Genomic DNA, 20,507 nt, shown 5'->3' on the forward strand with positions numbered 1-20,507 from the left:
CGTCGGCGCTGCTGGTCTCGACCACCAGCATCGGCTGCAGCACGCGGCCTCGGTGGCCTCGCGCGGCAGCGGCGTGCTGAGGGCGGTGTCGGGTGTCAGCAGGTACGACTGCACGAAGCCTGCCTGCGCGGCCAGTTGCCGGCCGACGCGCGCGGCGCTGGCCACCAGCGCGGTCGCATCGGCGGCGAGGGCAAGGGGCAGCACCACCGCATGGCTGCCGCTGCCGAAGCCGGTGACGGCCTGCACGGCGCACACGCGGCGGATCGGCTGGCGCATGCGGTCGAGGTTGGCGACCGACCACGGCGTCTGCTTTTCGAAGGCGGCGCGGTAGCCGGCGGAGCGGAACACGGCCAGCGATTCGGTGCGGTACAGGCCCAGGTACTTGCGCCCGCCTTCGAGCGAGAAATAGCGCGCGCCCGACAGGAAGCCCGGAATGCGCACGCGCTCTTCCACGTGCTCGCGGTCGTACCAGCGGTTGAAGTCGGCGTCGTCGGCGGGGTCGACGTCGGAGGCGACGAACAGCAGGCCGTTGATGTCGGCCGCGGCGGTGTCAGCAGGGTGAAGGGAGTCGGATATGGTCATGGCGGCGGAGGAGCGGGCGGGCCTTCGAAAAATGAAGGCGCGATCTTCCGTCGCGGGGGTGTGCTGTCACAAACGAGTTTTTCTGGGCGACAGCCACAAGAATTACTGGCCCCTTCGTGGGGCGGTAATGCACTTTTCGAGGGTTAACCCTCTGCTGTTGCGCTCCAGGTTGGTGCCACGGCAGCCGCCGTGAACTGGTCGGACGCGCGGCACGCCAGCTCGGCCACGAGCCGGATCGCGTCGGAGTCGGCGGCCTCCAGGTGGCTCACCACGATGCGCTGCGGCGAAATGAGCGCGTCGCACTCGATGATGCGCACCTCGCCGCTGGCCACGTATTCGTACACCGGCGGCAGCGGCACCAGCGCGTTGCCGAAGCCGGCCTTCACCAGCCGCGCCAGCGCCGAGATCGAACTCACGCAGTGCACCTTGCCCAGCGGAATGCCCGCCGCGCGGTAGAGGTTCTTCAGCGCCTCGTGCGGCTGCGAGCCGGGGCTCATGGTCAGCACGGGCTGGCGCAGCAGCTGGTCGACGGTCTGCGCGCCCTCGGCGCCCTGCGGCCCGACCCAACCCATGGGCATCGGCAGGCAGGGCGTGCTCACGATGCCCGCGCCGGCGATGTGGTCGGTCTGCAGCGCGATGTCGAGCGCGCCTTCGCGCAGGCCGCGATGCAGCGCGCGCGTGGTCTCCGAGGTCAGCTGCACCTCGATGCCCGGGTAGGTCGAGCGCAGGTTGGTCAGAAAACCCAGCAGCCAGGTGTGGACCACGGTCTCGATGGCGCCGATGCGCACGAGCCCGAGGATGTCTTCGCGCGGACGGCCGAGCGAGACGATCTCGCGGCGCAGCTCGAGCAGCCGCTCGCCGTAGTCCATGAGCCGCACGCCGACCGGCGTGAGCCGCAGCTCGCGCGCGTCGCGTTCGAACAGGCGCGCGCCGATGTCTTCTTCGAGGGAGGCGACGCGGTTGGACACGGCCGCCTGCGTGATGTGGAGCCGGTCGCTGGCCGCGCGAAAGCTGCCCAGCCGCGCGGCCCAGAGAAAGGCTTCGACAAATCTTGTATTCATGAGGGCACCTGCGGGGCATTTTGCCGGGATTCGGCGCGGCTGCCCTCGGCACGTGCCCTGACCGCTGCCGCTACCTCGGCCTGCGCCGTGGCGGCCGATGCGCGGGCGGCGGTGGTGTCGTCGTGATGTCGTCCGCCATGCGCGCCGCCGCCGCCGTGGTGTTGCTGGCCACCATCACCGCCGCCTCCTGCGTGGCCGGCGAGAACACCAGCAGCGCGCGATAGCCGCCGGTCTGGCCGGTGTGGAAGTAGAGCGTGCGGCCGGCCTTCTCGCGGATGCGCACGGCATAGCCCAGCGCGTACTTGTCGTCGTGGCCGAGCGGCGTCAGCGCGCGCTCGGCCGCCGCGCCCAGCGGGCCCTTGCGCCCGGCCATGAGCGCGCGCGCGAACACCAGCAGGTCGGCCGCCGTGGAGCGCAGCGCGCCGGCGCCCGCGAGCGCGTCGAAGTCCCACGGCGTGCGCGCGGCCCTGTCTTCATAGCCCGGCGCGAGCCGCGCGGACTCGGGGCTGCCCAGGTGCTGCATCGTGTCCTTCATGCCGAGCGGCGCGGCGATCTGTTCCTGCACCAGCAAGTCCCAGGGCTTGCCGTAATGGTCGGCCAGCAGTTGGCCGAGCAGGCCCAGCCCCAGGCTGCTGTAGGGGCCGGCGCAGGGCGGCGCGCGGTCGAGCTTGAGCGTCGACAGGCCCGTGAGCAGCCGCGCGCGGTCGGTGCGCGCGAACGGATTGCCGCCCTCCGCCAGCGGCGGCGCGTCCGGCAGCATGCCGGGCAGACAGGCCGTGTGCGTGACCAGCCGGCGCAGCGTGATCGCCGCGACCTCGGGCGGCAGCGAGACCTGCCCGGCCAGCAACCGGCCCACCGTGTCGTCCAGCGACAGGTCGCCGCGCTCGACCGCCTGCGCCAGCAGCACGCCGGTGAAGAGCTTGCTGATGGAGCCGACCTCGAAGATCGGCTGGCCGTCGGCGCTTGTGTCCTCGACCGTGCCGGGCTGCGCGACGGTGTTGCGCTGGATGGCGAACTGCGAATGCCCCTGGCGCGACACGCCGACGACGATGCTGCCGGGCGCGTCGTTCATCACGCGCGCGGCGATGTCGGCCGGCGGGGTGGCGAAGCTCAGCGGCTCGGCATGGGCCGCGAACGGGGTGAGGGCGGCGAACGTTGCGAACGTCGCGGACGTCGCGAACGTCGCAAGAGCGGCGCAGGCCCGTGCGATGCGGTGGCGGTGCATGCCTTGTGTCCTCAGCGCGGTGCGGCGGCGGTGCTTGGCAGCACGCCCAGCTCGGCCAGCAGCGCCCGGCCGATCGTCAGGCGCTTCGGCGCGTCGTCTTCGCCGTGCATGTCGAGGTTCAGCGCGAAGCTCTTCACCCCGCCATCGGCCGCCGTGACCCAGCCGACCCACCAGCCCAGCGATTCCGGCGGCTTGTAGTACCAGCCCGTCTTGGCGTGCAGCGCGTGGGTGGGCGTTTTCTCGATGAGGGTGATGCCGTGCACCATGTCCTGCGTGCGCGCCGACAGCGGCAACTGGCGCAGTGCGAGCCGCGCGAGAAAGCGCGTCTGCTCGATGGCGGAAATCTTCAGCGGTCCGTCGAGCCAGAAGCGGTCGACCACGGGGCCCAGCGCCTCGTTGCCGTAGTGCAGGCGCGCGATCCATTCCTTCATGCGCGCCAGGCCGATGCGACGCGCCACGCCCTGATACACCGGCAGGTTCGACACGCGGATCGCGTCGCGCAGGTTCATGTCGCGCGCCCACTCCTGGCGGCGCTGCGGCTTGCCGCCGTAGGGCAGCACTTCGTCGATGTCCTTCACCGCGCCGGTTTCCAGCGCGATCAGGCTGTTGGGAATCTTGTAGGTCGACGCGGGAACGAAACGCTGGCCCGCGCGCTTGCCGTTGACCAGCGTGAGCTTCGAGGTGGCGACGTCGAACAGCGCGAAGGTGCCGGGCGTGCCCGCGGCGGTGAAGTGGCGGGCGAGGTCCGCGCGTTCTTCGATGGCGGCGCCGGGCGTGGTGGCCGCGTGCGCGAGGCCGCCGTGCCATGCGGTGGCGAAGGCGGCGACGGTTGCGCCGCCGCGCAGCAGCAGTGCGCGGCGTTGTTCGTCGGGTGTGGAGGTGGGCATGAAGAAAAAAGCGGCGGCGAAAATTGTGACGCCGCGGATCATCTGGCGATGGCCGCGCGAGGACAACGCGGGCGACCGCGCGTGTTGTCACGGCCGTAACCGGCGTAACCGTTGCGCGGGCCGACGCGCGCTTGTTTCTCAGCTGCCGGGCGACGCGTCTTTCAGCCGATGAACAACCGCCGCCAGGAATTCCCGGCACGCGGTCTCCGAAGCCTTGCTGCCCAGGATGTCCCTGACCTGCTGCACGGGTTGCGCAAGCTCCAGCTCGATCTCTTGGGCGAATGCGGCCAGGGCCTCGGGCGTGCGGCCCTGTCGCAGCGATTCGGCGATGCGCGGCGCTTCCGTCAGCGGCGCCGCTTCGAAGAGCACGCCGTAGAGCGCGAGGCTGACGGGGTGTCCCCACCGGTAAGCCAGCGCGCCGCCGTGCTTGCGCGCGAACTGGCGGCGGCACGACGGGCATTCGAAGAACACCATGGCCTGCGTGGATTCCGCGAGCCGGCGCAGCGCCACCGGCCGGCAGCGCGGACAGGCCGGGGCGGGGCCGGCATCCGGTGCAGCGGCGGCCACGTGGGGGCTAGGCGCCCATCGAATAGAAGAATTCTTCCCGCACGATCGCGCCGTTGCGCACCGTGTACAAGCCGGCTTCTTCCATCTGGAAGCGCTGGCCCGTGGCCTTCATGGTCACGTCGAAATCGAAGCCGACGATGAAGCGGTCGTCATGCGGCCACGGGCCGGTGATCTTGAACGAATGCACCTCGTGGTTGTCGCTCCACCACTTGCCCTTGGCCTCGATGGCCGCAAGGCCCACGGCCTCGCGCTGCTGGCCCGGCGGCGCGCCCGCCTCGACGCTCACGGCGTCGTCGGCATAGAGCGATTTCGCGTCCTCGAACTTTCCCTGCCGGCACAGCGCGACGAGTTGGTTCGCGATTTCTAGCGTGGTCATGGCTTGTCTCCTGAGGAAGAGGGGGAGGGCAGTGTAGGCCGACGGGCGTGTTACCGGGTGGTCGACATTGCGCGCGACGCGGTTGCTTTGCTCGTCTCGATGCGCCTCAAGTGGCGGCGGGTGGGTTGAGGCCGCGCATGCCGTCGACGGCCTCGGCGGGTACCCACAGCAAGGTGTTGAGGTACGTCTCGATCCGGTCGACCAGCGCCGCGCGCGGGCCTTCGCGCCACTCGGCCGAACCGTAGAACGCGGCCTGCTCGGTCTCCAGCGCCTCGCGGCTCGCATAGGCGCGCACGAGGTGGTAGGTCTCTTCCTCGTGGTCGCACAGGCCGTAGGTGACCACGTCCATGCCCTTGCCGCGAAGCATCGGCACGGCGCGCGTGTGCATCGCTTCGTGAAACTCGTCCAGCGTGCCGGGCTTGAGTCGGTAGGTGCGGATTTCGAGAAGTCGGTTCATGCGTGCTTCCTTTGTTTCAGGGGCGGCCGGGTTCGCGGGCGCTACCAGCTGCACTTCTTGCCGTCGTCGGCCCCCACGTCCTGCGAGAACGAATACTGCTTGCCGTTGCGCAGGTTCTTGTAGTCGAAGCCGTAGATGTTCGCGCCCTGCGTCGTCACCACGTACTGGCCCGCGATGCGCCCGTCGACGATCTCGATCCAGGTGGTGGTGAACTCCCACGGGCGGCCTTCGGGCTTGTCGCCGGTTTCGGTCTTCACCGGCACGATGGGGATCACGCGCGTCGATCCCTTGTAGCGAACGTAGCCGCCGGACCAGTTGCTGTTCGGGTCGGAAAAAATGCGCCACTCCAGGCGGATGGACTGCGCGGCCGACTCCGTCAGGCAGCGGTAGTCGACCGACGGGGCCGCGTCGCCCGAAGCGGCCAGCGCGGACAAGGACAGGGGCAGCAGAAGGGCGACGAGCGCCAGGCGGGTCTTGTTCATGTCAGGGTGCGGGCAGGCGAGGCGCCGCCACGTCATAAAGGTGGGCGGCGAACTCGTACTTGTACGCAAGGTCGCCCGTGTAGGCCAGCGCGATCTGGCCGGTCCAGGTGATGTTGAAGCGGTCGCTGCCCGGAATGCGGTCGAAGCGGATGCGGTGCGCGGCGGCCGCGTCGTGGCCCAGCAGGTAGATGTGAAAGACGTTGTCCTCGATGTCGTCGGGCGGCGGGTCGTCCACGCTCAGTTCGAGGCCGTCGAGCTTGTCGAGGCTGTAGTCGGCCCGCGCGCAGACCGCGAAGCCGTCGCCCTGGCCCCAGTTCGTCGACGAGAGCGTGCAGCGGTGGTAGTTGGTCCACACGCCGGCGGACTGCCAGTCGCCGCGGTACTCGCCGTCTTCGCCTCGTGCGTCCTCTTCCTCTTCTTCTTCCTCTTCTTCCTCGGGGTCTTCGATCTCGCGTTTGGCCTCGTAGTCGTCGCTGCGCAGGTGCAGGTCGAACCACACCCGGCCGTCGCGCACGGCGGCGGTCCAGCGGAACTCCTTCACCGGGTGGCCTTCGGGCCAGGGGTTGCCGGTGAAGAAGATGCGGCCGGGGCTGGCGGCGGACGTGCCGTCGTTGTCGCTGCTGCTGATGCTGCTGTTGCTCATGCGTCGCCGGGCTGGATCAGGTCCCATTTGTTGCCGCAGAGGTCCTGGAAGACGGCCACGATGCCGTGCGGCTCGTGGCGCGGCGCTTCGAGAAAGCGCACCCCGTGGGCCGCCATGTGGGCATGGTCGGACGCGAAGTCCGAGGTCTGCAAGAACAGGAACACGCGGCCGCCGGCCTGCTTGCCGACGACGGCCTCCTGGTCGTCGGTCACGGCCTTGGCCAGCAGCAGCGCGGCGCCCGCATTGCGCGCGGGCGCGACCACCACCCAGCGCTTGCCGGGTCCGCGCGGGGTGTCTTCGACCAGCTCGAAGCGCAGCGCTTCGGTGAAGAAGCGGATGGCTTCGTCGTAGTCGCGAACGAGCAGGGTGACGGTGGCCAGTCGGCGCGCGGTGGGGGAGGGGCTCATGGTGTCATTGCGTTCTCTGAAATAGGCGCTGTCTTGCGCGACGGCGACGCAGCGGTGCTGAAGCGCGGCTTCGCGGACCTGTTCGGTGGTGTCGGCTTCGAAGACGTTCTGGAGGCAGTCGCTGCAGTAGCGCACGCCGGGGGCGGCGGTTTCTTCGAGCGCGTCCCAGGGCTTGGGGCACGAGAGGGATTCTTCGCTCCCGGATTTTTCGCCTTCGCGTGGGGCGATGGGTGCGCGGCCGATGCGGATGTGTTTTTTCATCGCATGTGTGGGCCGCGCGTGCCCAGCGCATATTGCGCGACCCATTCCGCCTGTGCCTGCGTGTCCGGCACCTCGACGCCACGTGAGCGGCTCAGCAGCGGAAAGATGTCCTTGCCTGGAACGCCCAGCATATGGAGCAGGGCACCAGCGATCAGGCCGGTGCGACCGATGCCCGCACGGCAATGAATGGCCATTGCTTTTCCGCTGCGAAGTTCGGCGTTCAGTTCAGTCAGCAAGGCAACAGTTTCCTGCCGCGAGTTCGGCGTGCCACGGTCCGGGATCGGGAAGTGCCGGAATGCAATGCCGTGCTCGGCGCAGAGCGCTGGCTCGTCCTTGAGGTCGAGTTCGCGGATCTCATGTGATTCAAGCAGGCAGACCACTGTGGCAAGAGACGCACGCTGCCAAGCGGCGATTTCCTCGTGGAGCGCGTCGCCGCCGCGAGGACGCGCCATCAATCCCAGACGGTGTGGCGCGATGTCCCTGACCCAATGGATGGTTGTTTCGAACATGGCCTTGGAGATTTTCCAGCCGGATCGAACAGGTCGCGCTCAGGAAAAAACGATCGCCGTCTTGTGCGCGATGCTCAGCCGCGCCATTTCGTAAAGCAGCATCCACGTGGCGTACTCGCGGTGCAGCCCTTCGTCCTTCACGGCCAGCGCATTGACACGCGCGGCTTCCTCGTCCGACAGCTGTCCGTCGATCAGCGTGATGCCCAGCGCGGGCGCGACCTGCACCAACTCGTCGCGCAGCCGGTACGACGAGCCGAGCATGCCGCCGGTCAGCGCCTCGTCTTCCGATTCGGATTCGGAGAACAGCACGTCCTCGAAGTCGACCGGCACGTAGAAGCCTTCGGCGTCCGAGTGGCAGATGAGGTGGCTCTCGACGACGTCGAGCGCGGCCTGGATGGCGGGGTCTTCCGAAGGGTCGACGCCGTCCGCCACGGGCGTTGCCGTCCAGCCGGGCGACACCACGCAATGCGCATACGCGCGGCGCAGGTAGTGAATGAACGAATACGGAAAGCCGCGCAGCGATGCGCGCAAGTCCAAGGGCGGCAGTTCGCGCGGCTCGGCGTGCGGCGGCAGGTCCGCCGCCGCCAGCACCTGGTTCACGATGTCGAAGTCGCCTTCGAACCACTCGGCACCTTCCGGGTCGTGTTCGAGAAAGTCGGCAAGCCTGCCGACGCTGATGGCCAATCCCATGGCTGTTCTCCCTTGTTGTCGTGTTGTCGTGTCGTCGGCGGGCGCTCTACTTCGCCGCCTCCACCTTCACCCGCGCATTCGGCGACTCGCCGAACATCTCCGGCGCGTACATCGCCTCGACGCGGCTCGGCGGCAGCGCGAAGTCGCCGACGTTGTTCAGGCGCACGGTGTATTCCATCTTCACCACGCCCTTGGGCAGGTACTCGTAGTAGCTGCGGAAGGCCTCGAAGCTGCGCTCCTCGAACGCGGGCCAGCCCGCGCCGCTCTTCTTCTCGCCCTGCGTGGCGATCTGCGAGTCGCGGCCCAGGCCGCTGCCCAGGATGGTGGCGCCGCCCGGGATCGGGTCGCTGATGACGACCCAGGTCATGTCGGTGCTGGCGTTGACCTCGATGCTCACGCGCAGCACGTCGCCGCGCGTGTACTTGCCGGCCACCGCCTGCTCGACCGGCGTCACGGTCTTCTTGATGGCGTAGCCGGCCGCGAACGGCGCCTTCAGTTGCACGGCGGCAATCGACTGCAGCGTGAGCCACGGCTTGCCGGTGCCTTGCTGAGTGACGAGCAACGTGTCGCGCACGGGCGCGCCCGACGGTGACGCCGCCCACGGCAGGAACATCGTGTTGTTCTTCAGGTTGCCCGGCGAAGCGGGCGCGCCGAAGAACGTGGTCTGGTTGGGCGCGCCGGCCGGGTCGCTGGCCTTCACGCGCTCGACACGGCTCCAGTCGACCTGCGCCTTCACCGCGCCGAGCGTGGCGGCGGTGACGCCCGACACCGGCGTGCTCTCGAACACCTTGCTGAATTTCTCCAGCGCCAGGCCGCCCCACAGGTTGGCGGTGGTGGTGTGCCACGCGCCGTTCTGCTGGCGTCCGATGAAGCCGTTGGCGAGCTTGCCGATGTCGTCCTTCCAGGCCGGGTCGTCCATCACGCTGAGCAGCAGGCGGGCGGTGTTGACGTCGCCGTTGGTCATCAGCCACCACCAGTAGTCGTCCTGCTCGGTGCTGAAGATCAGCTTGGTGCCCTGGTAGGACAGGCGGGCCTTCAGCACGTTGTTGGCTTCGTCCAGCCGCTGTTGGCGCTGCGGCACGTCGTTCACGCGCTTGAGGATGTTGAGCCAGTCGATCACCGCGCTGGTGGGCCACTGGTTCGGCGCAATGGTGATGCTGCCGAGCATGCTGCCCTTGGCCTTGCCGTAGCGCGACAGCGCCTCGAGCGCGGCCAGCTTGCGCACGTCCAGGTCCTTGCGCGGGCTCCAGAACTCGCGCGTGATGCGGCCTTCGACAAAGGCGATCAGGCCCGACTCCATCGGCGCGCGCACGTCGTCGGCGAGCGCGAAGGCGGGGTCGAGCGAAGCGGCTTCATGGGTGGCCGCGAGCAGGTACGACGTCAGGATGTCGCTGCCCCGGTTGGCCTCGCCGTCGCGCGGCGGGAAGTAGTTGGCCAGGCCGTCGCTGTCCAGGTAGGTGGGCAACGTGGCCAGCACGCCCTGCCACATCTTCGCGTCGCGCAGGCCGACCGACTTGCTGGTCTTCTGTTCGAGGCAGATGAAGGGGTAGTTGGCGAACCAGTCGCGCACGCCCGGCAGGCCTTCGGCCAGCTTGGGCTGCAGCGACATCTTCAGGCCGCCGCGGCCGGGCAGGGCGTCGGCGGGCGGCGCCACGTCGAGCGTGAACGGTCCGTCGACCTGCACCAGCGTGGCCTGCTGCACCGTGAGCGGCACCGAAGGCACGATGCGCTGGCGCACCTTGAGCGCATCTCTCGCACCGCCGAGCGTGTCCTTGGCTTCGATTTCCCACAGGATGGCTTCGGCGCGCGTCTGCGCGAGCTGCGCGGGCGCGGTCACGGTCCAGGCGACTTCACGCGCTTCGCCGGCCGGGATGTCCACCGTCTGCGGCTCCAGCGTGAGCAGGGTGGCGCGCGGCGTGGCCTCGACCTTCATGGGCTTTTGCGTGGTGTTGCGCAGCGTGATCTGGGCGCGGAACTGGTCGTCCTCGCGCACCAGCGGCGGCAGGCCGCTGATGATCTGCAGGTCTTGCGTGGCCTGGATGCTCGCCTGCCCGGTACCGAACAGGCTGGTGCCCGAATCGGCCACGGCCACGATCTTGAAGGTGGTGAGCGCGTCGTTCAGCGGCACCGTCACCACGGCCTGACCGTTGGCGTCGAGCACCACCTTCGGGTTCCACACCAGCAGGGTGTCGAGCAGCTCGCGCGTCTGGCCCTTGCCGCCGCCGCCGCCGGCGGGCACGGCCTTGCGCCCGTAGTGGCGCCGCCCGACGATTTCCATCTGCGCGGTGGACGTGCTCACGCCCCAGCTGCGGCGTTGCAGCATCGCGTTCAGCAGGTTCCAGCTGTCGTTGGGCATCAGCTCCAGCAGGGCCTGGTCGACCGCGGCCAGCGCCACTTCGGCGCCGGCGGCCGGCTTGCCGTCGGGCAGCTTGGCGGTGATGGTCACTTGCGCCTTGCTGCGGATCGGGTAGCTGGGCTTGTCGCTGGTGACGGTCACGTCGAGCTGGTGGGCGCGCGTGCCGACGCGGATCTCGGCCATGCCCAGGCGGTAGGCGGGCTTGCTCAGGTCGACCATGGCGGTGGGCGCCACGTATTCCTTGCCTTCGTACCAGAAGGCGGTCCACCACTCGCGCGGCGACTTGAAGCCCCAGGTGAAGAAGCTGTACCACGGCACTTCGCGCAGGCGGCCGCGCAGCGCGAGCACGCTCACATAGGCGTTGGGGCCCCACTCGGGCTTGACCTGCAGGGTGACGGTCGGGTCCTTGCCGTCGAGCTGCACCACGTGCGTCTCGATGATGCCTTCGCGCTCCACCGCGACCAGCGCTGTCGCGAAGCGGAACGGGCTGCGCACCTGGAACTTGGCGACCTCGCCGGGCTGGTAGCTCTTCTTCTCGGGCAGCACGTCGATGCGGTCGTTGTCCTCGCCGCCGAACCACAGCTCGCCCTGCTTGGTCACGTAGACCGAGCTCACGGCCTTGGCGTCGCGGCCGTCGCTGTCGGTGGCGCTGGCGACGAGTTCGACCTCGCCCGCTTCCTTCAGCTCCGACTCGCACAGCAGCAGGCCGCGCGCGTCGCTCTTGCCGCTGCACACGGTGCCGATGTCCTTGGTCTCGGTCTTGTTGTCGTAGGTGTAGAAGCCGCCCACCATGCGCTTGCGGCTGGTGGTGGTGATGCGCGCCACGGCGCGCACATTGAGCGTGACGCCGGCCTGGGGCTTGCCCGTGAGGTCGAGCGCCAGCGCCTGGAACTTGAGCTTCTGGCTGGTCGAGACCCAGCCCTCGGTCTTGATGCCGGCAATGACGGAGGCGGGCCACAGCGTCTGCGTGCTGCGGATGGTCTGCACCTCGCCGTTCGGGTCGGCATACGTGGCTTCGAGCAGCAGCTCGCGCGCCGCCTTGACCTTGGGGACCTTGTCGATGGTGACCTTGCCTGCGCCGTCCTTGTTGAGCGTGACGGGCAGCTTGTCGGCGATCACGCGGGTGTCGTTCACGCTGTTGAGGTCTTCCTCGCCGGCGCTGGAGCCCGACGCGGCGGTGGCGGCCTCGGTGCCGTCGCCCTGCGTGGCGCGCGGCGGGTTGAAGCTGAAGGCGTCGTAGTCGGAAAAGCTCAGGCTCTTGCCGCGCACCATGGCCGACACGCGCACCGGCAGGTTGGCCGCGCCGCCGCCGGCCACGTAGTTGATCTGCACGTCGGCCGGCACGCTGGTGGCGGCCACCAGGGGCTTCTTCTCGGTGGGCGCGATGCGGCCTTCGAGCACGGGCAGGCGGAACTCCTCGACGCGGAACATGCCGGTGCTGAAGCTGCGGGCATAGCCCTCGTCGCCGTCACCGCCTTCGCTGTCGCCGTCCTTGCCGCCGCCGGTGCGCAGCACCACCTCGTACACGCCGAGCTTGGCGGCCGGCGGAATGGCAAAGCTGTTTTCCGCGCTCAGGCCGCCGGTGGCGGTCTTGCGCCAGGCAAGCGGCTGCGTGAAGCGCTGGCCGCTGCCCGTGTGGGTGATGACCAGCGTGTCGGGCCGGTTTTCGGGCAGGCCGAAGCCCTTGCTGGTCTGCGTGCGGATCAGGCTCTTCATCGACACCGTTTCTCCGGCGCGCAGCAGCGTGCGGTCGAAGATGGTGTGGGCGATGCGGTCGGGCTCGGCCTGCAGGTTGGTCGGCACGTTGAAGCGCCAGGGCTCGATGCCGCGCTGCCAGTCGCTCCAGGTGAAGGCGAGGTCTTCCACGCCCTTGTCGTCCTTGGCGCGCGCGCTCACGAACCAGGCGCCGCTGTCGTATTCGTTGCGGCTGTTGCACGTCGGCGCCTGCGGCGAAATGCCGTTGAGCATGACGATGCCGTTGGCGTCGGTGGTGCCGGAGGCCACGGCCTTGCCGTCGCAGCTGGACACGCGCACTTCGGCGCCGGCCACGACCTTGCCCTTGTCCAGCGTGGTGACCCAGGCCATGGAGTTTTCGCGGCCCAGCTTGAAATGCACGGCCAGGTTGGTGGCCAGCGCGGTGGTGCGCACGTACATCGTGCGGCCGGCTTCGTAGCGCTCGTCGAGCAGCGCCTCGCCGAGTTTCTGCGAGGCGATCTCCAGCACGTGGAAGCCCGGCGTCAGCGGGATGCCGATGACTTCGAAGGGGCGCGGGTCGCCCGCGTCCGACTTGGGCATGTCCAGCGCCTTCACGCCCGGCTGGCCGGCCAGCAGCGAGAGCATGCGCGTCTGCAGCGAGGTCTTGTCGTCCTTGTCGATGACGGGGGGCAGCGGGCCCTTCACGTCCTTGCGCGCCTGTTCGCGCGAGATGGTGTAGCTGTCGTAGCGGCGCACCTTGCGGAACCACGCGATGATTTCCGCGTCGGTCTTCGGGTTCATGTCGCTCACCTTGCCGGGCGTGAGGGCGTTCACCATCAGCTGCGGCTCCACGCGGCGCACGGTGACGGGCATCATGGCCGGGGTGTCGGGCTCGGCCAGGCGCTCGACCACGCCGAAGGGCGAGGCGGCGAACTTGGCCAGCGGCGGCATCATGCCGGTGGCCACCTTCAGCGGAAAGCTGCCGGGCGAGGCCAGCGGGCGGCCCGAGGCGTCCTCGAACTTGGCGGGCAGCTCGATGCTGAACTGCGTGCTCTCGGCCAGCGGCGGGCCGAAATACACGCCGTTGACCACGTCGTCGTCGCTCTGCCCGCCGTTGTCGTTGGCGATCTGGGCCTTGATGCTCTCGCCCTTGTTCTTGAGCACGATCTGCGAAGCGAGCTTGCGCGTGACCGGCGCGTTGAACTCCAGCTGCATCGGGCGCAGCGGCAGGCAGGCGGCCTGCGCGTTCTCGCGCTCGCAGGTGAACGACGCCGCGAAGGGCTCGCGCACCTGGAACTCGAGGCGGCGCTCCACGTTGTTGGCCACGCCCGACGGCGTGGCCACGCCCTTGCCGTAGACGACCTGCACCTTGGCGCCGGGCGTCAGCGTGCGGTTGCACTGCAGGGTGATGAAGCGCAGCGGGTCTTTCTCGGCGGCCTTGTCGCGGCCGAAGGCCTTGAGCAGGCCGGCGCGCTGGTCGCCGTCGAGCAGCTTGACCGGAATGCGCTCGCCCACGCCGTCGGCCGAGCACCAGACGTTCTGGCGCACGCTGTCCAGCGTGGCCGCGCCGTTGAGCTCGAGCACGAACATCTGCTGCTCGTCGATGCGGCTGTAGCTGCCCGGCATGTAGTTGCGCACGAACGGGCCGCCGCTGTTGAACTGGTAGCGCTCGGGGCCGGTCAGCTCGCCGCCGCTGGCGGGCTTGAAGGTGGGAACGCGCGTGACCGTGCAGCGCACGCCGGGCGGCAGGTCGTTCTCGAAGTCGTAGACCCAGGCCTTGGCGTCGGTCCAGCGGCCGGTGCCCTTGCCGGCCTGCGCGTCGGTGCAGCTCACGGTCAGCGGCGCGGGGGCCTTGGGGTCGCCGAAGTTGACGGCGGCCTGGTCGAACTTGGCGACGATCTGGCGCACGCGCGCCACCTCGCCCTGTGGCGAGAGGCTGGTGATCTGCAGGGCATGGCTCGGGCCGGCCAGAAGGGCGCCGCCGGCCAGGAGCAATGTTGGAAGGAAACGGTTCACTTTTTTGTATCTCCACCTAAGGCAGCGCGCAGCGTAGCCGATTTGAACGACGGTTCGGCAGTGCCAACGGTCATATGTCCTTCGTGTCGGCTGCGCGGGTACGCCGGTCTTCTTACAATCGAAGCCCTCGTGCGTGTGCCGCGCGGACCGCCACCAAGACCTCGCCGCCGACCGATGAAACGCTACTGGGAAATAGACGCCTTGCGCGGGCTGATGCTCGTGCTCATGACCGTCACCCACCTGCCCACGCGACTGACCGATCCGCTGGGTCAGCCTTTTGGTTTCGTTTCGGCCGCCGAGGGCTTCGTGCTGCTGTCGGCCTTCGTGGCCGGGCTGGTGTACAGCCGCATCGGCTATGCGCGCGGGGTCGACTCGATGCGCCAGGCCTTCTGGCGGCGCGTGGTGAAGGTCTACCTGTGCCAGGCGGCCATCCTGCTGTTCCTGTTCACGGTGATTGCGGCGCTGGGGCTGCACATCGACCAGCCGGCGGTGAAGAACCTGGTGTCGTACTACCTGGCCGAGCCGCGCGACGGCTTCCTGTACGGGCTGCTGCTGATCTACGAGCCGGCGCTGCTCGACATCCTGCCGATGTACATCTTTTTCATGCTCATGAGCCCGTGGGTGCTGGCCTTCGCCATGCGCCACGGCTGGTCGTGGGTGATGGCGGTGAGCGCCACGGTGTGGGCGGCGGCGCAGTTCGGCCTCAGCGAATGGGTGTACGGGCTGGCCGTGCGCCACCTGGGCGTGCCGGTGCCGTTCCACGAGATGGGCGCGTTCAACACCTACGCCTGGCAGTTCCTGTGGTTCGCCGGGCTGTGCATCGGCGCCACGCGCACCGGGCCCGGCGCCAGGCCGCTGCGCTTTCCGGCGTGGCTGCTGGTGCTGGCGGCGGGTACCGCGCTGTACGGGCTGTACTGGCGGCACCACGGCATCAACGGACAGGCGCCGTTCGGCGGCGACGTCGAGCTGAACCTGCTGTTCGACAAGTGGCAGCTCGGCCCGCTGCGGCTGGTGAACCTGGTGGCGCTGGGCATCCTGGCGGTGCGCTTCGGGCCGTGGCTGATGCGCCGCATTCCCCGGCTGCACTGGCTGGAGGCGATGGGCTCGGCGTCGCTGCCGGTGTTCTGCGCGCACCTGGTGGCGGTGCTGCTGGTGCTGACCTTCTACGGCGACAGCCAGACCGCGCGGCCCTGGTGGGGCGACGGGCTGCTGCTGCTGGCGGTGTTCGCGGGGATGTATTTCGTGGCGCGCTTCACGCGCGGGGCCGACGTGCCGCCGCCGGCGGACGACGTGCCGACGCAGCCGGCACGGGCCTGAACACGCAGCGAGCGCGCAAGGCTCGGGAAATCAGGGCTGGGAAGACGCCACCGGCGCCACCGGCGCCGCCGGAATGCTCGGCAGGTGCGGCGCGATCACCGAGTGCCACAGGCGGTAGCCTCGTCCGTCATGTGCAGCTTGTCGCCGCGGAAGAGCTCCATGCGCGGGCGGCCGTCGGCGCCGAGCATGGGCGTGTAGATGTCGATGTATTCGCTGTTGGGCAGCAGGTTGAGGTAGGCCGAGACCACGTGGTTGGTCTCGCGGATCTGCGGCAGCAGTTGCTCGCGCGACGGGCTGGGCTTGACCGAGACGAAGCTGATGCGCGTGTCCGGCAACTCGGCGCGCACCGCGTTGGCGAAGCGCGCGAAGCTGTCGAGCACCTGCAGCGGCGTGCGGCCCTCGGCCAGGTCGTTGTCGCCCGCGTACACCACCACCTGGCGCGGCTTGTAGCGCACCACGAGGTCGCGCGCGAACAGGCTGCAGTCGTTCAGCGTGGAGCCGCCGAAACCGCGGTTGACCACGCCGCCGGGCACGCGCGCGAAGTCTTGCGCAAGGCGGGTCCACATGCGCACCGTGGAGCTGCCGACGAACACCACGCCGCCGGGGGCGGGAAAGTGCTCCTGGTCGGCGCGCGCGAAGGCGGCGAGCTCGTTGTGCCAGCGCTCCTTGGCGGCCAGGTAGTCCCGCGAATCGCGCGCGGAGGCGGCCTCGGCGGCCGCCGTCTCGGACTCCTGGGCAAAGAAGGCGGGCTGGGCGTGCGCGGCGAGCGCCGCCGTCAGCAGGGCGACCGCGGCGAGCGCGGTTTTGATCGAGGGCATCGGAAGGACCAGGGAAGGACGAAATGCAAACGTGATTTCTATCACGACGCCCCAAGGCGCGTGGCCGTTGACACGCAAGCCCTAGATTGTCTTTTCGATCAGCGCGCCCTTGAACAGGATCGGCCCCTTCGGACCGCTGCCCACCGGCACACCGCCCTTGGCCTCCAGCGAGATGGCCAGCGCGGGCACCGCATGCACGTCGGATTCCGACGCCGCCAGCCGCAGGCCCGGGGCGTTGTCCAGCACACCCAGCGAGCGCGGCGCGCCGCCCGGGGGCAGGGCCCACAGCTGCAGCGACTTGTCGTCGCCCTCGTTGAAGCCGCCCACGCGCTGCAGCACCAGCTGCTTCTTCTTGGGGTCGAAGGTCACGAGCATCGAGGCCGCGGCCTTGTCGTCGCTCAGCACGGCCACGTACTGCACCGCCGGGGCGTTGTGCAGCTGGTCGCGCAGGTTGAGCCCGACCACCACGGCCAGCACCGTGGCCAGCGCGCCGGCCGCCGTGGCGCCGCGCCACAGCGCAAGGCTGCGCAGCCAGCCGCCCGGCTGCTGCTGTTGTTGTTGCTTGTCGGCGGCGCGCGCGTTGGCGGCGTCGCGCTGGCGCTCGATGGCGATCTTGGCCTGCTCGGCGTCGATCATGTTGCGGATGCGGGTCCACACGGCCGGGTCGGGCGTGACGGAGGGCTGCAGCTCGGTCATGCTCGCGAGCCGGCCTTGCCAGACCAGCGCCGCGGCGCGCACCGGCGCCTGTTCGCGGGCCATGGCCTCGAAGCGGCGACGGGCGCCGCCGCGCAGGGTGCCCAGCGCATGGCTCGCGGCCAGCAGCTCGAGCAGTTCGGGGTGTGCGATGAGATTCATTGGGAAACCGCCTTCTTCGTCGTCATCGCCTTCATGCAAAACGTCCCATGCAGGCGCGCAGTTTCTCCAGCCCGCGGCGGATCCACGTCTTGACCGTGCCCAGCGGCAGCTTGAGCTGGTCGGCCAGCTCGCCGTGGCTCATTTCGCGCAGGTAGGCCAGGCTGACCACCTCGCGCTGCCGGCCCTCGAGCTGGCTCAGGCACTGGTGCAGCGCCCACGCCTGCTCGCTGGCATCGGCCGTGTCCGCCGGGTTGGCGGCGTCCGACTCGAGGGTGTCGGCCATCAGCTCGTCGAATTCCTGGGTGAGCTGGGCCCGGTCGGCGGTGCGACGGCGCAGCAGGTCGAGCGCCCGGCTGCGCACGATCAGCCCCAGCCACGCCAGCGGCGGACTCAGCGACGAGCGATAGTCGCCCGCGACTCGCCAGACAGTCAGAAAGGCTTCCTGGAGAACGTCCTCGGCCCATTCGCGTTGCCGCACGACGCGCATCGCCAGCCCCATCAGCTTGGGCGAGGTGCGGTCGTAGAGCAGGCGCAGGGCGGCTTCGTCGCGATGGCCGATCCGGTCGATCAGCGCCATCAGTTCGGCGTCGGGGCTGGGTGCTGTCATCCGCGGATTGTCGGGCATCGGTGCGCATGCCTGATATACGGGCGGCTGCGCGGGTCGGATTCAGTCCAAAGGCCACCGGCTTGCCGGCCGTTCGAAGGCAAGCGCTCGAAACATTTGTGAACTTATGTGAACGTATACTGCCCCGAAAAACCGGAAGGGGCCGCGCGCGCGGGTGGAGAAGAATGAAGCAAATTGCGATCGTCGTCGCGCTCTGCGTGGGCGCGTGGTATTTCTTTATCGGCGGTCGCAAGCTGGACGAGTCGATGGTGCGCGACTACTACCAGAACGAGGCGATGGCCATCGTGGCCCATGACGCCGACAGGCTGTGCAAGCAGCTCAGCCGCAAGGCTGTCATCGAGACCCGCATCACGGCCCTGGGCCGCACCGAAGAGCGCACCCACGACCGCGAGAGCGCGTGCGCCGGCGCCCGCAAGACCTTCGAGAACCTGCGCGAGGTGACCGACCGCACGGGCGTGCTGCTCAGCGTCGACTACGACTACCACATCGATTCCGTCGAGATCGCCACCAACCGCCGCAGCGCGATGGTCAAGGGCACCAGCGTGCTGAAGGTGGGCGAGTCGGCGTTCCAGCTCAAGACCAGCTTCAACCAGCGCCTGGAGCGCGAGCTCGGCCAGATGCGCCTGGTGCATGCCGAGGACAACACCGTGGCGCGCTTCGGCGGGCGCGGCGTCATGAGCCAGGGCGAGTTTTTCCGCAAGTAAAAAAGCAACGCAGGGGAGTCGTCACCATGATCGCCAGGGATTCGCTGCCACCGCCTCCGCCGTTCTGGCACCGGCTCAACAGCTTCTTCGCCTTTCCGTTCCAGATGCGGCCGCTGGCCTACGGCCTGGTGCTGTCGTTCTGCGCCCTGCTGTACGAGGGCATCTTCTTCCTGCCCAACGCGCTGGCGCTGGTGCTGATCGAGATCGGCATCATGCTGGCGGCCAGCCGCTACGGCTTCAAGATCATCGCGCTGGGCGCGCGCGGCATCCGCGACTCGGCCGACTTCGGGCGCGAGTCGAGCGACGAGTGGACCTACCTGCCGTGGAAGCTGTTCGCCATTTCGCTGGCGCAGGCCTTCCTGATTGGCTGGCTCGCGTGGTACGCGCCGATCCTGGGCACCGTGGGGCTGTTCGTCATGTCCTTCACCTTCCCGGCGGCGGTGATCGTGCTGGTGCAGTCGGGCAGCTTCTTCCAGGCCATGAGCCCGGGCCACGTGATCGACGCGATGCGCATCATCGGCTGGCCGTATGCGCTGCTGTGCTTCTTCCTGTTCCTGCTGAGCTCGGGCGCGCAGATTGCGCTGTCGATGGTGCTGCCGATGCTCGACGGGCGCATCGTGCTGCCGATCGCCAACTTCGCGTTCATCTATTTCGGCTGGGTCATGGCAAGCCTGCTGGGCTACGTGATGTTCCAGCACCACGAGGCCTTCGGCTACGACGCCGTGCCCGGCAGCGACATCGACAGCGGCGCCCCCGCCGACCGCCGCACGCCCGAGCAGATCGCGTCGCAGCGCACCGACGCCGAGGTGGCGCAGTACATCACCGAGGGCGACCTGGCCGCCGCGCTGGGCACGGCCTACGAAGCGCAGCGCACCGCCGCGTCCGACGACCTGTCGGCGCAGCGCCGCTACCACCGCGTGCTGGCGCTCATGCCCGACAAGAAGGACACCATGCTCGACCAGGCGCGGCGCTTCATTCCGCTGCTGATGCGGCGCGACCTGGCGTCGGAAGCGCTCAAGGTGTTCAAGGCCTGCCGCGAGAAGGACAAGGCCTTCTCGCTCGACGACCCGGCGATGGTGATCGCGATGGCGCGCGCCGAATGGCGCAACGGCGACGCGCACGCCACGCTGGCGCTGCTGTCGGGTTTCGACAAGCGCTTCCGTGGCCACGAAGCCATTCCGCAGGCCTATGAGCTGGCCGCCCGCGCGCTGGTGCAGGGGCTCGGCCGCTCGGACATGGCGCAGCCGATTCTCACGACGATGGAAGCGCGCTACCCGGACAGCGAGCAGACGCAGGAAGTGCGGTGGTTGCTGCGGCCGGCGCCCGCCGCCTGACCCCGCTCAGCTTTCCTTCCAGCCCCCACCCAGCGCCTTGTAGATCGACAACCGGTTGGTCTGCTCCGTGAGCTGCAGCCCGATCAGCGTCTGCTGCGCCGCGTAGTAGGCGCGCTGCGCGTCCAGCACGTCGAGATAGCTGCTCGCGCCGCTGCGGAACAGCGACTGCGACAGCTCGAAGCTGCGCGACGTGGCACCCAGCAGCGAGCGCTGCGCGTCGAGCCGTTCGGCCAGCGTGCGGCGTTCGGCCAGGGCGTCGGCCACTTCGCGGAACGCGGTCTGCACCGCCTTCTCGTAGGTGGCGATCTGGATCTTCTGCTGCGTCTCGGCCACGCGCAGGTTCGCGCGGTTGGCGCCGCCGTCGAAGATCGGCACGCTCACCGAAGGCGCAAAGCTCCAGGCCTTGCTGCCGCCCGCGAACAGGCCCGACAGCATGCTGCTCGCCGTGCCCGCCGACGCAGTGAGTGCGATGCGCGGAAAGAACGCCGCGCGCGCCGCGCCGATGTCGGCGTTGCTCGCGCGCAGGGCGTGCTCGGCGGCACGCACGTCGGGGCGCTGGTGCAGCACGCTCGACGGCAGGTCGGGCGGCGGCACCAGCAGTTGGGCGGCCGTGGCCGGTGCCGCTGTGTCCGAGGTCGGC

General features: G+C 69.1%; 18 protein-coding genes and 2 pseudogenes. 3 read left to right on the forward strand and 17 right to left on the reverse strand.

Features of this window, described 5'->3' with window-relative positions; genetic code table 11:
- The 13 genes and pseudogenes from BMG07_RS33080 to BMG07_RS33140 all read right to left on the reverse strand — a co-directional run.
- A pseudogene (locus BMG07_RS33080) lies at window positions 1–582 on the reverse strand (hypothetical protein); the annotation flags it as partial.
- Window positions 583–725: 143 nt separating this feature from the next.
- Window positions 726–1,643: a LysR family transcriptional regulator gene (locus BMG07_RS33085; protein WP_198088047.1), complete on the reverse strand. Its 918-nt coding sequence runs from the start codon at window positions 1,641–1,643 to the stop codon at window positions 726–728.
- 70 nt (window positions 1,644–1,713) lie between these two features.
- Window positions 1,714–2,868 (reverse strand): serine hydrolase, encoded by a 1,155-nt coding sequence (locus tag BMG07_RS33090; RefSeq protein WP_198088048.1) that lies wholly within the window; start codon window positions 2,866–2,868, stop codon window positions 1,714–1,716.
- An 11-nt stretch (window positions 2,869–2,879) separates the two neighbouring features.
- Window positions 2,880–3,755 carry a class D beta-lactamase gene (blaOXA, locus tag BMG07_RS33095; RefSeq protein WP_198088049.1) on the reverse strand — a complete coding sequence of 292 codons (876 nt, stop codon included), beginning with the start codon at window positions 3,753–3,755 and terminating at the stop codon, window positions 2,880–2,882.
- 138 nt (window positions 3,756–3,893) lie between these two features.
- Window positions 3,894–4,322: a hypothetical protein gene (locus BMG07_RS33100; protein WP_198088050.1), complete on the reverse strand. Its 429-nt coding sequence runs from the start codon at window positions 4,320–4,322 to the stop codon at window positions 3,894–3,896.
- A gap of 7 nt (window positions 4,323–4,329) precedes the next feature.
- Window positions 4,330–4,698, reverse strand: a complete 369-nt coding sequence (locus BMG07_RS33105; protein ID WP_198088051.1) for a nuclear transport factor 2 family protein — start codon at window positions 4,696–4,698, stop codon at window positions 4,330–4,332.
- A gap of 106 nt (window positions 4,699–4,804) precedes the next feature.
- Window positions 4,805–5,155, reverse strand: coding sequence for an NIPSNAP family protein (locus BMG07_RS33110; protein WP_198088052.1), 351 nt, complete (start codon window positions 5,153–5,155; stop codon window positions 4,805–4,807).
- A 41-nt stretch (window positions 5,156–5,196) separates the two neighbouring features.
- A complete protein-coding gene (locus BMG07_RS33115; RefSeq protein WP_198088053.1) occupies window positions 5,197–5,637 on the reverse strand; it encodes a hypothetical protein in 441 nt (146 codons plus the stop codon).
- A 1-nt stretch (window position 5,638) separates the two neighbouring features.
- On the reverse strand, window positions 5,639–6,280 hold the full coding sequence (locus BMG07_RS33120) for a hypothetical protein (protein ID WP_198088054.1): 642 nt from the start codon (window positions 6,278–6,280) through the stop codon (window positions 5,639–5,641).
- Window positions 6,277–6,948, reverse strand: a complete 672-nt coding sequence (locus tag BMG07_RS43265) for a VOC family protein (RefSeq protein WP_269759631.1) — start codon at window positions 6,946–6,948, stop codon at window positions 6,277–6,279. The genes BMG07_RS33120 and BMG07_RS43265 overlap by 4 nt, the downstream gene beginning before the upstream one ends.
- A complete protein-coding gene (locus BMG07_RS33130; RefSeq protein ID WP_198088055.1) occupies window positions 6,945–7,457 on the reverse strand; it encodes a tyrosine-protein phosphatase in 513 nt (170 codons plus the stop codon). The genes BMG07_RS43265 and BMG07_RS33130 overlap by 4 nt, the downstream gene beginning before the upstream one ends.
- Window positions 7,458–7,496: 39 nt before the next feature.
- Window positions 7,497–8,147 (reverse strand): hypothetical protein, encoded by a 651-nt coding sequence (locus BMG07_RS33135; protein ID WP_198088056.1) that lies wholly within the window; start codon window positions 8,145–8,147, stop codon window positions 7,497–7,499.
- A 46-nt stretch (window positions 8,148–8,193) separates the two neighbouring features.
- Window positions 8,194–14,214 carry an MG2 domain-containing protein gene (locus tag BMG07_RS33140; protein WP_198088057.1) on the reverse strand — a complete coding sequence of 2,007 codons (6,021 nt, stop codon included), beginning with the start codon at window positions 14,212–14,214 and terminating at the stop codon, window positions 8,194–8,196.
- A 174-nt stretch (window positions 14,215–14,388) separates the two neighbouring features.
- Between BMG07_RS33140 and opgC the strand changes: the two genes are divergently transcribed.
- Window positions 14,389–15,531, forward strand: coding sequence for an OpgC domain-containing protein (gene opgC / locus BMG07_RS33145; RefSeq protein WP_198088058.1), 1,143 nt, complete (start codon window positions 14,389–14,391; stop codon window positions 15,529–15,531).
- A 30-nt stretch (window positions 15,532–15,561) separates the two neighbouring features.
- Here opgC and BMG07_RS33150 read toward each other — a convergent pair.
- From BMG07_RS33150 to BMG07_RS33160, 3 genes and pseudogenes are all read right to left on the reverse strand, one after another.
- A pseudogene (locus BMG07_RS33150) lies at window positions 15,562–16,340 on the reverse strand (SGNH/GDSL hydrolase family protein).
- Window positions 16,341–16,430: 90 nt separating this feature from the next.
- Window positions 16,431–17,204 (reverse strand): anti-sigma factor domain-containing protein, encoded by a 774-nt coding sequence (locus tag BMG07_RS33155; protein WP_198088059.1) that lies wholly within the window; start codon window positions 17,202–17,204, stop codon window positions 16,431–16,433.
- A gap of 31 nt (window positions 17,205–17,235) precedes the next feature.
- Window positions 17,236–17,811 carry an RNA polymerase sigma factor gene (locus tag BMG07_RS33160; RefSeq protein ID WP_269759632.1) on the reverse strand — a complete coding sequence of 192 codons (576 nt, stop codon included), beginning with the start codon at window positions 17,809–17,811 and terminating at the stop codon, window positions 17,236–17,238.
- 182 nt (window positions 17,812–17,993) lie between these two features.
- Here BMG07_RS33160 and BMG07_RS33165 point away from each other — a divergent pair, with 182 nt between their 5' ends.
- Together BMG07_RS33165 and BMG07_RS33170 are read left to right on the forward strand one after the other, a co-directional pair.
- Complete coding sequence (locus BMG07_RS33165; protein ID WP_198088061.1) at window positions 17,994–18,533, forward strand: hypothetical protein; 540 nt, start codon at window positions 17,994–17,996, stop codon at window positions 18,531–18,533.
- Between the two features lie 26 nt (window positions 18,534–18,559).
- On the forward strand, window positions 18,560–19,867 hold the full coding sequence (locus tag BMG07_RS33170) for a hypothetical protein (protein WP_198088062.1): 1,308 nt from the start codon (window positions 18,560–18,562) through the stop codon (window positions 19,865–19,867).
- A gap of 6 nt (window positions 19,868–19,873) precedes the next feature.
- On the opposite strand, the gene BMG07_RS33175 is transcribed toward BMG07_RS33170, so the two are convergent.
- The coding region (locus BMG07_RS33175) for an efflux transporter outer membrane subunit (protein ID WP_198088063.1) at window positions 19,874–20,507 on the reverse strand (634 nt) is incomplete at its 5' end.

Origin of the sequence: Variovorax sp. E3 (genome assembly GCF_016082275.1) — a bacterium.
GTDB lineage: Bacteria > Pseudomonadota > Gammaproteobacteria > Burkholderiales > Burkholderiaceae_C > Variovorax.

What these genes read in the sequence shown, in the direction of transcription:
- BMG07_RS33115 (WP_198088053.1), bottom strand. Translation starts at nt 5,637, where the DNA reads ATGAACAAGACCCGCCTGGCGCTCGTCGCCCTTCTGCTGCCCCTGTCC.
- BMG07_RS33120 (WP_198088054.1), bottom strand. Translation starts at nt 6,280, where the DNA reads ATGAGCAACAGCAGCATCAGCAGCAGCGACAACGACGGCACGTCCGCC.
- BMG07_RS33130 (WP_198088055.1), bottom strand. Translation starts at nt 7,457, where the DNA reads ATGTTCGAAACAACCATCCATTGGGTCAGGGACATCGCGCCACACCGT.
- BMG07_RS33090 (WP_198088048.1), bottom strand. Translation starts at nt 2,868, where the DNA reads ATGCACCGCCACCGCATCGCACGGGCCTGCGCCGCTCTTGCGACGTTC.
- BMG07_RS43265 (WP_269759631.1), bottom strand. Translation starts at nt 6,948, where the DNA reads ATGAAAAAACACATCCGCATCGGCCGCGCACCCATCGCCCCACGCGAA.
- BMG07_RS33110 (WP_198088052.1), bottom strand. Translation starts at nt 5,155, where the DNA reads ATGAACCGACTTCTCGAAATCCGCACCTACCGACTCAAGCCCGGCACG.
- opgC (WP_198088058.1), top strand. Translation starts at nt 14,389, where the DNA reads ATGAAACGCTACTGGGAAATAGACGCCTTGCGCGGGCTGATGCTCGTG.
- BMG07_RS33165 (WP_198088061.1), top strand. Translation starts at nt 17,994, where the DNA reads ATGAAGCAAATTGCGATCGTCGTCGCGCTCTGCGTGGGCGCGTGGTAT.
- blaOXA (WP_198088049.1), bottom strand. Translation starts at nt 3,755, where the DNA reads ATGCCCACCTCCACACCCGACGAACAACGCCGCGCACTGCTGCTGCGC.
- BMG07_RS33160 (WP_269759632.1), bottom strand. Translation starts at nt 17,811, where the DNA reads ATGACAGCACCCAGCCCCGACGCCGAACTGATGGCGCTGATCGACCGG.
- BMG07_RS33155 (WP_198088059.1), bottom strand. Translation starts at nt 17,204, where the DNA reads ATGAATCTCATCGCACACCCCGAACTGCTCGAGCTGCTGGCCGCGAGC.
- BMG07_RS33085 (WP_198088047.1), bottom strand. Translation starts at nt 1,643, where the DNA reads ATGAATACAAGATTTGTCGAAGCCTTTCTCTGGGCCGCGCGGCTGGGC.
- BMG07_RS33135 (WP_198088056.1), bottom strand. Translation starts at nt 8,147, where the DNA reads ATGGGATTGGCCATCAGCGTCGGCAGGCTTGCCGACTTTCTCGAACAC.
- BMG07_RS33105 (WP_198088051.1), bottom strand. Translation starts at nt 4,698, where the DNA reads ATGACCACGCTAGAAATCGCGAACCAACTCGTCGCGCTGTGCCGGCAG.
- BMG07_RS33170 (WP_198088062.1), top strand. Translation starts at nt 18,560, where the DNA reads ATGATCGCCAGGGATTCGCTGCCACCGCCTCCGCCGTTCTGGCACCGG.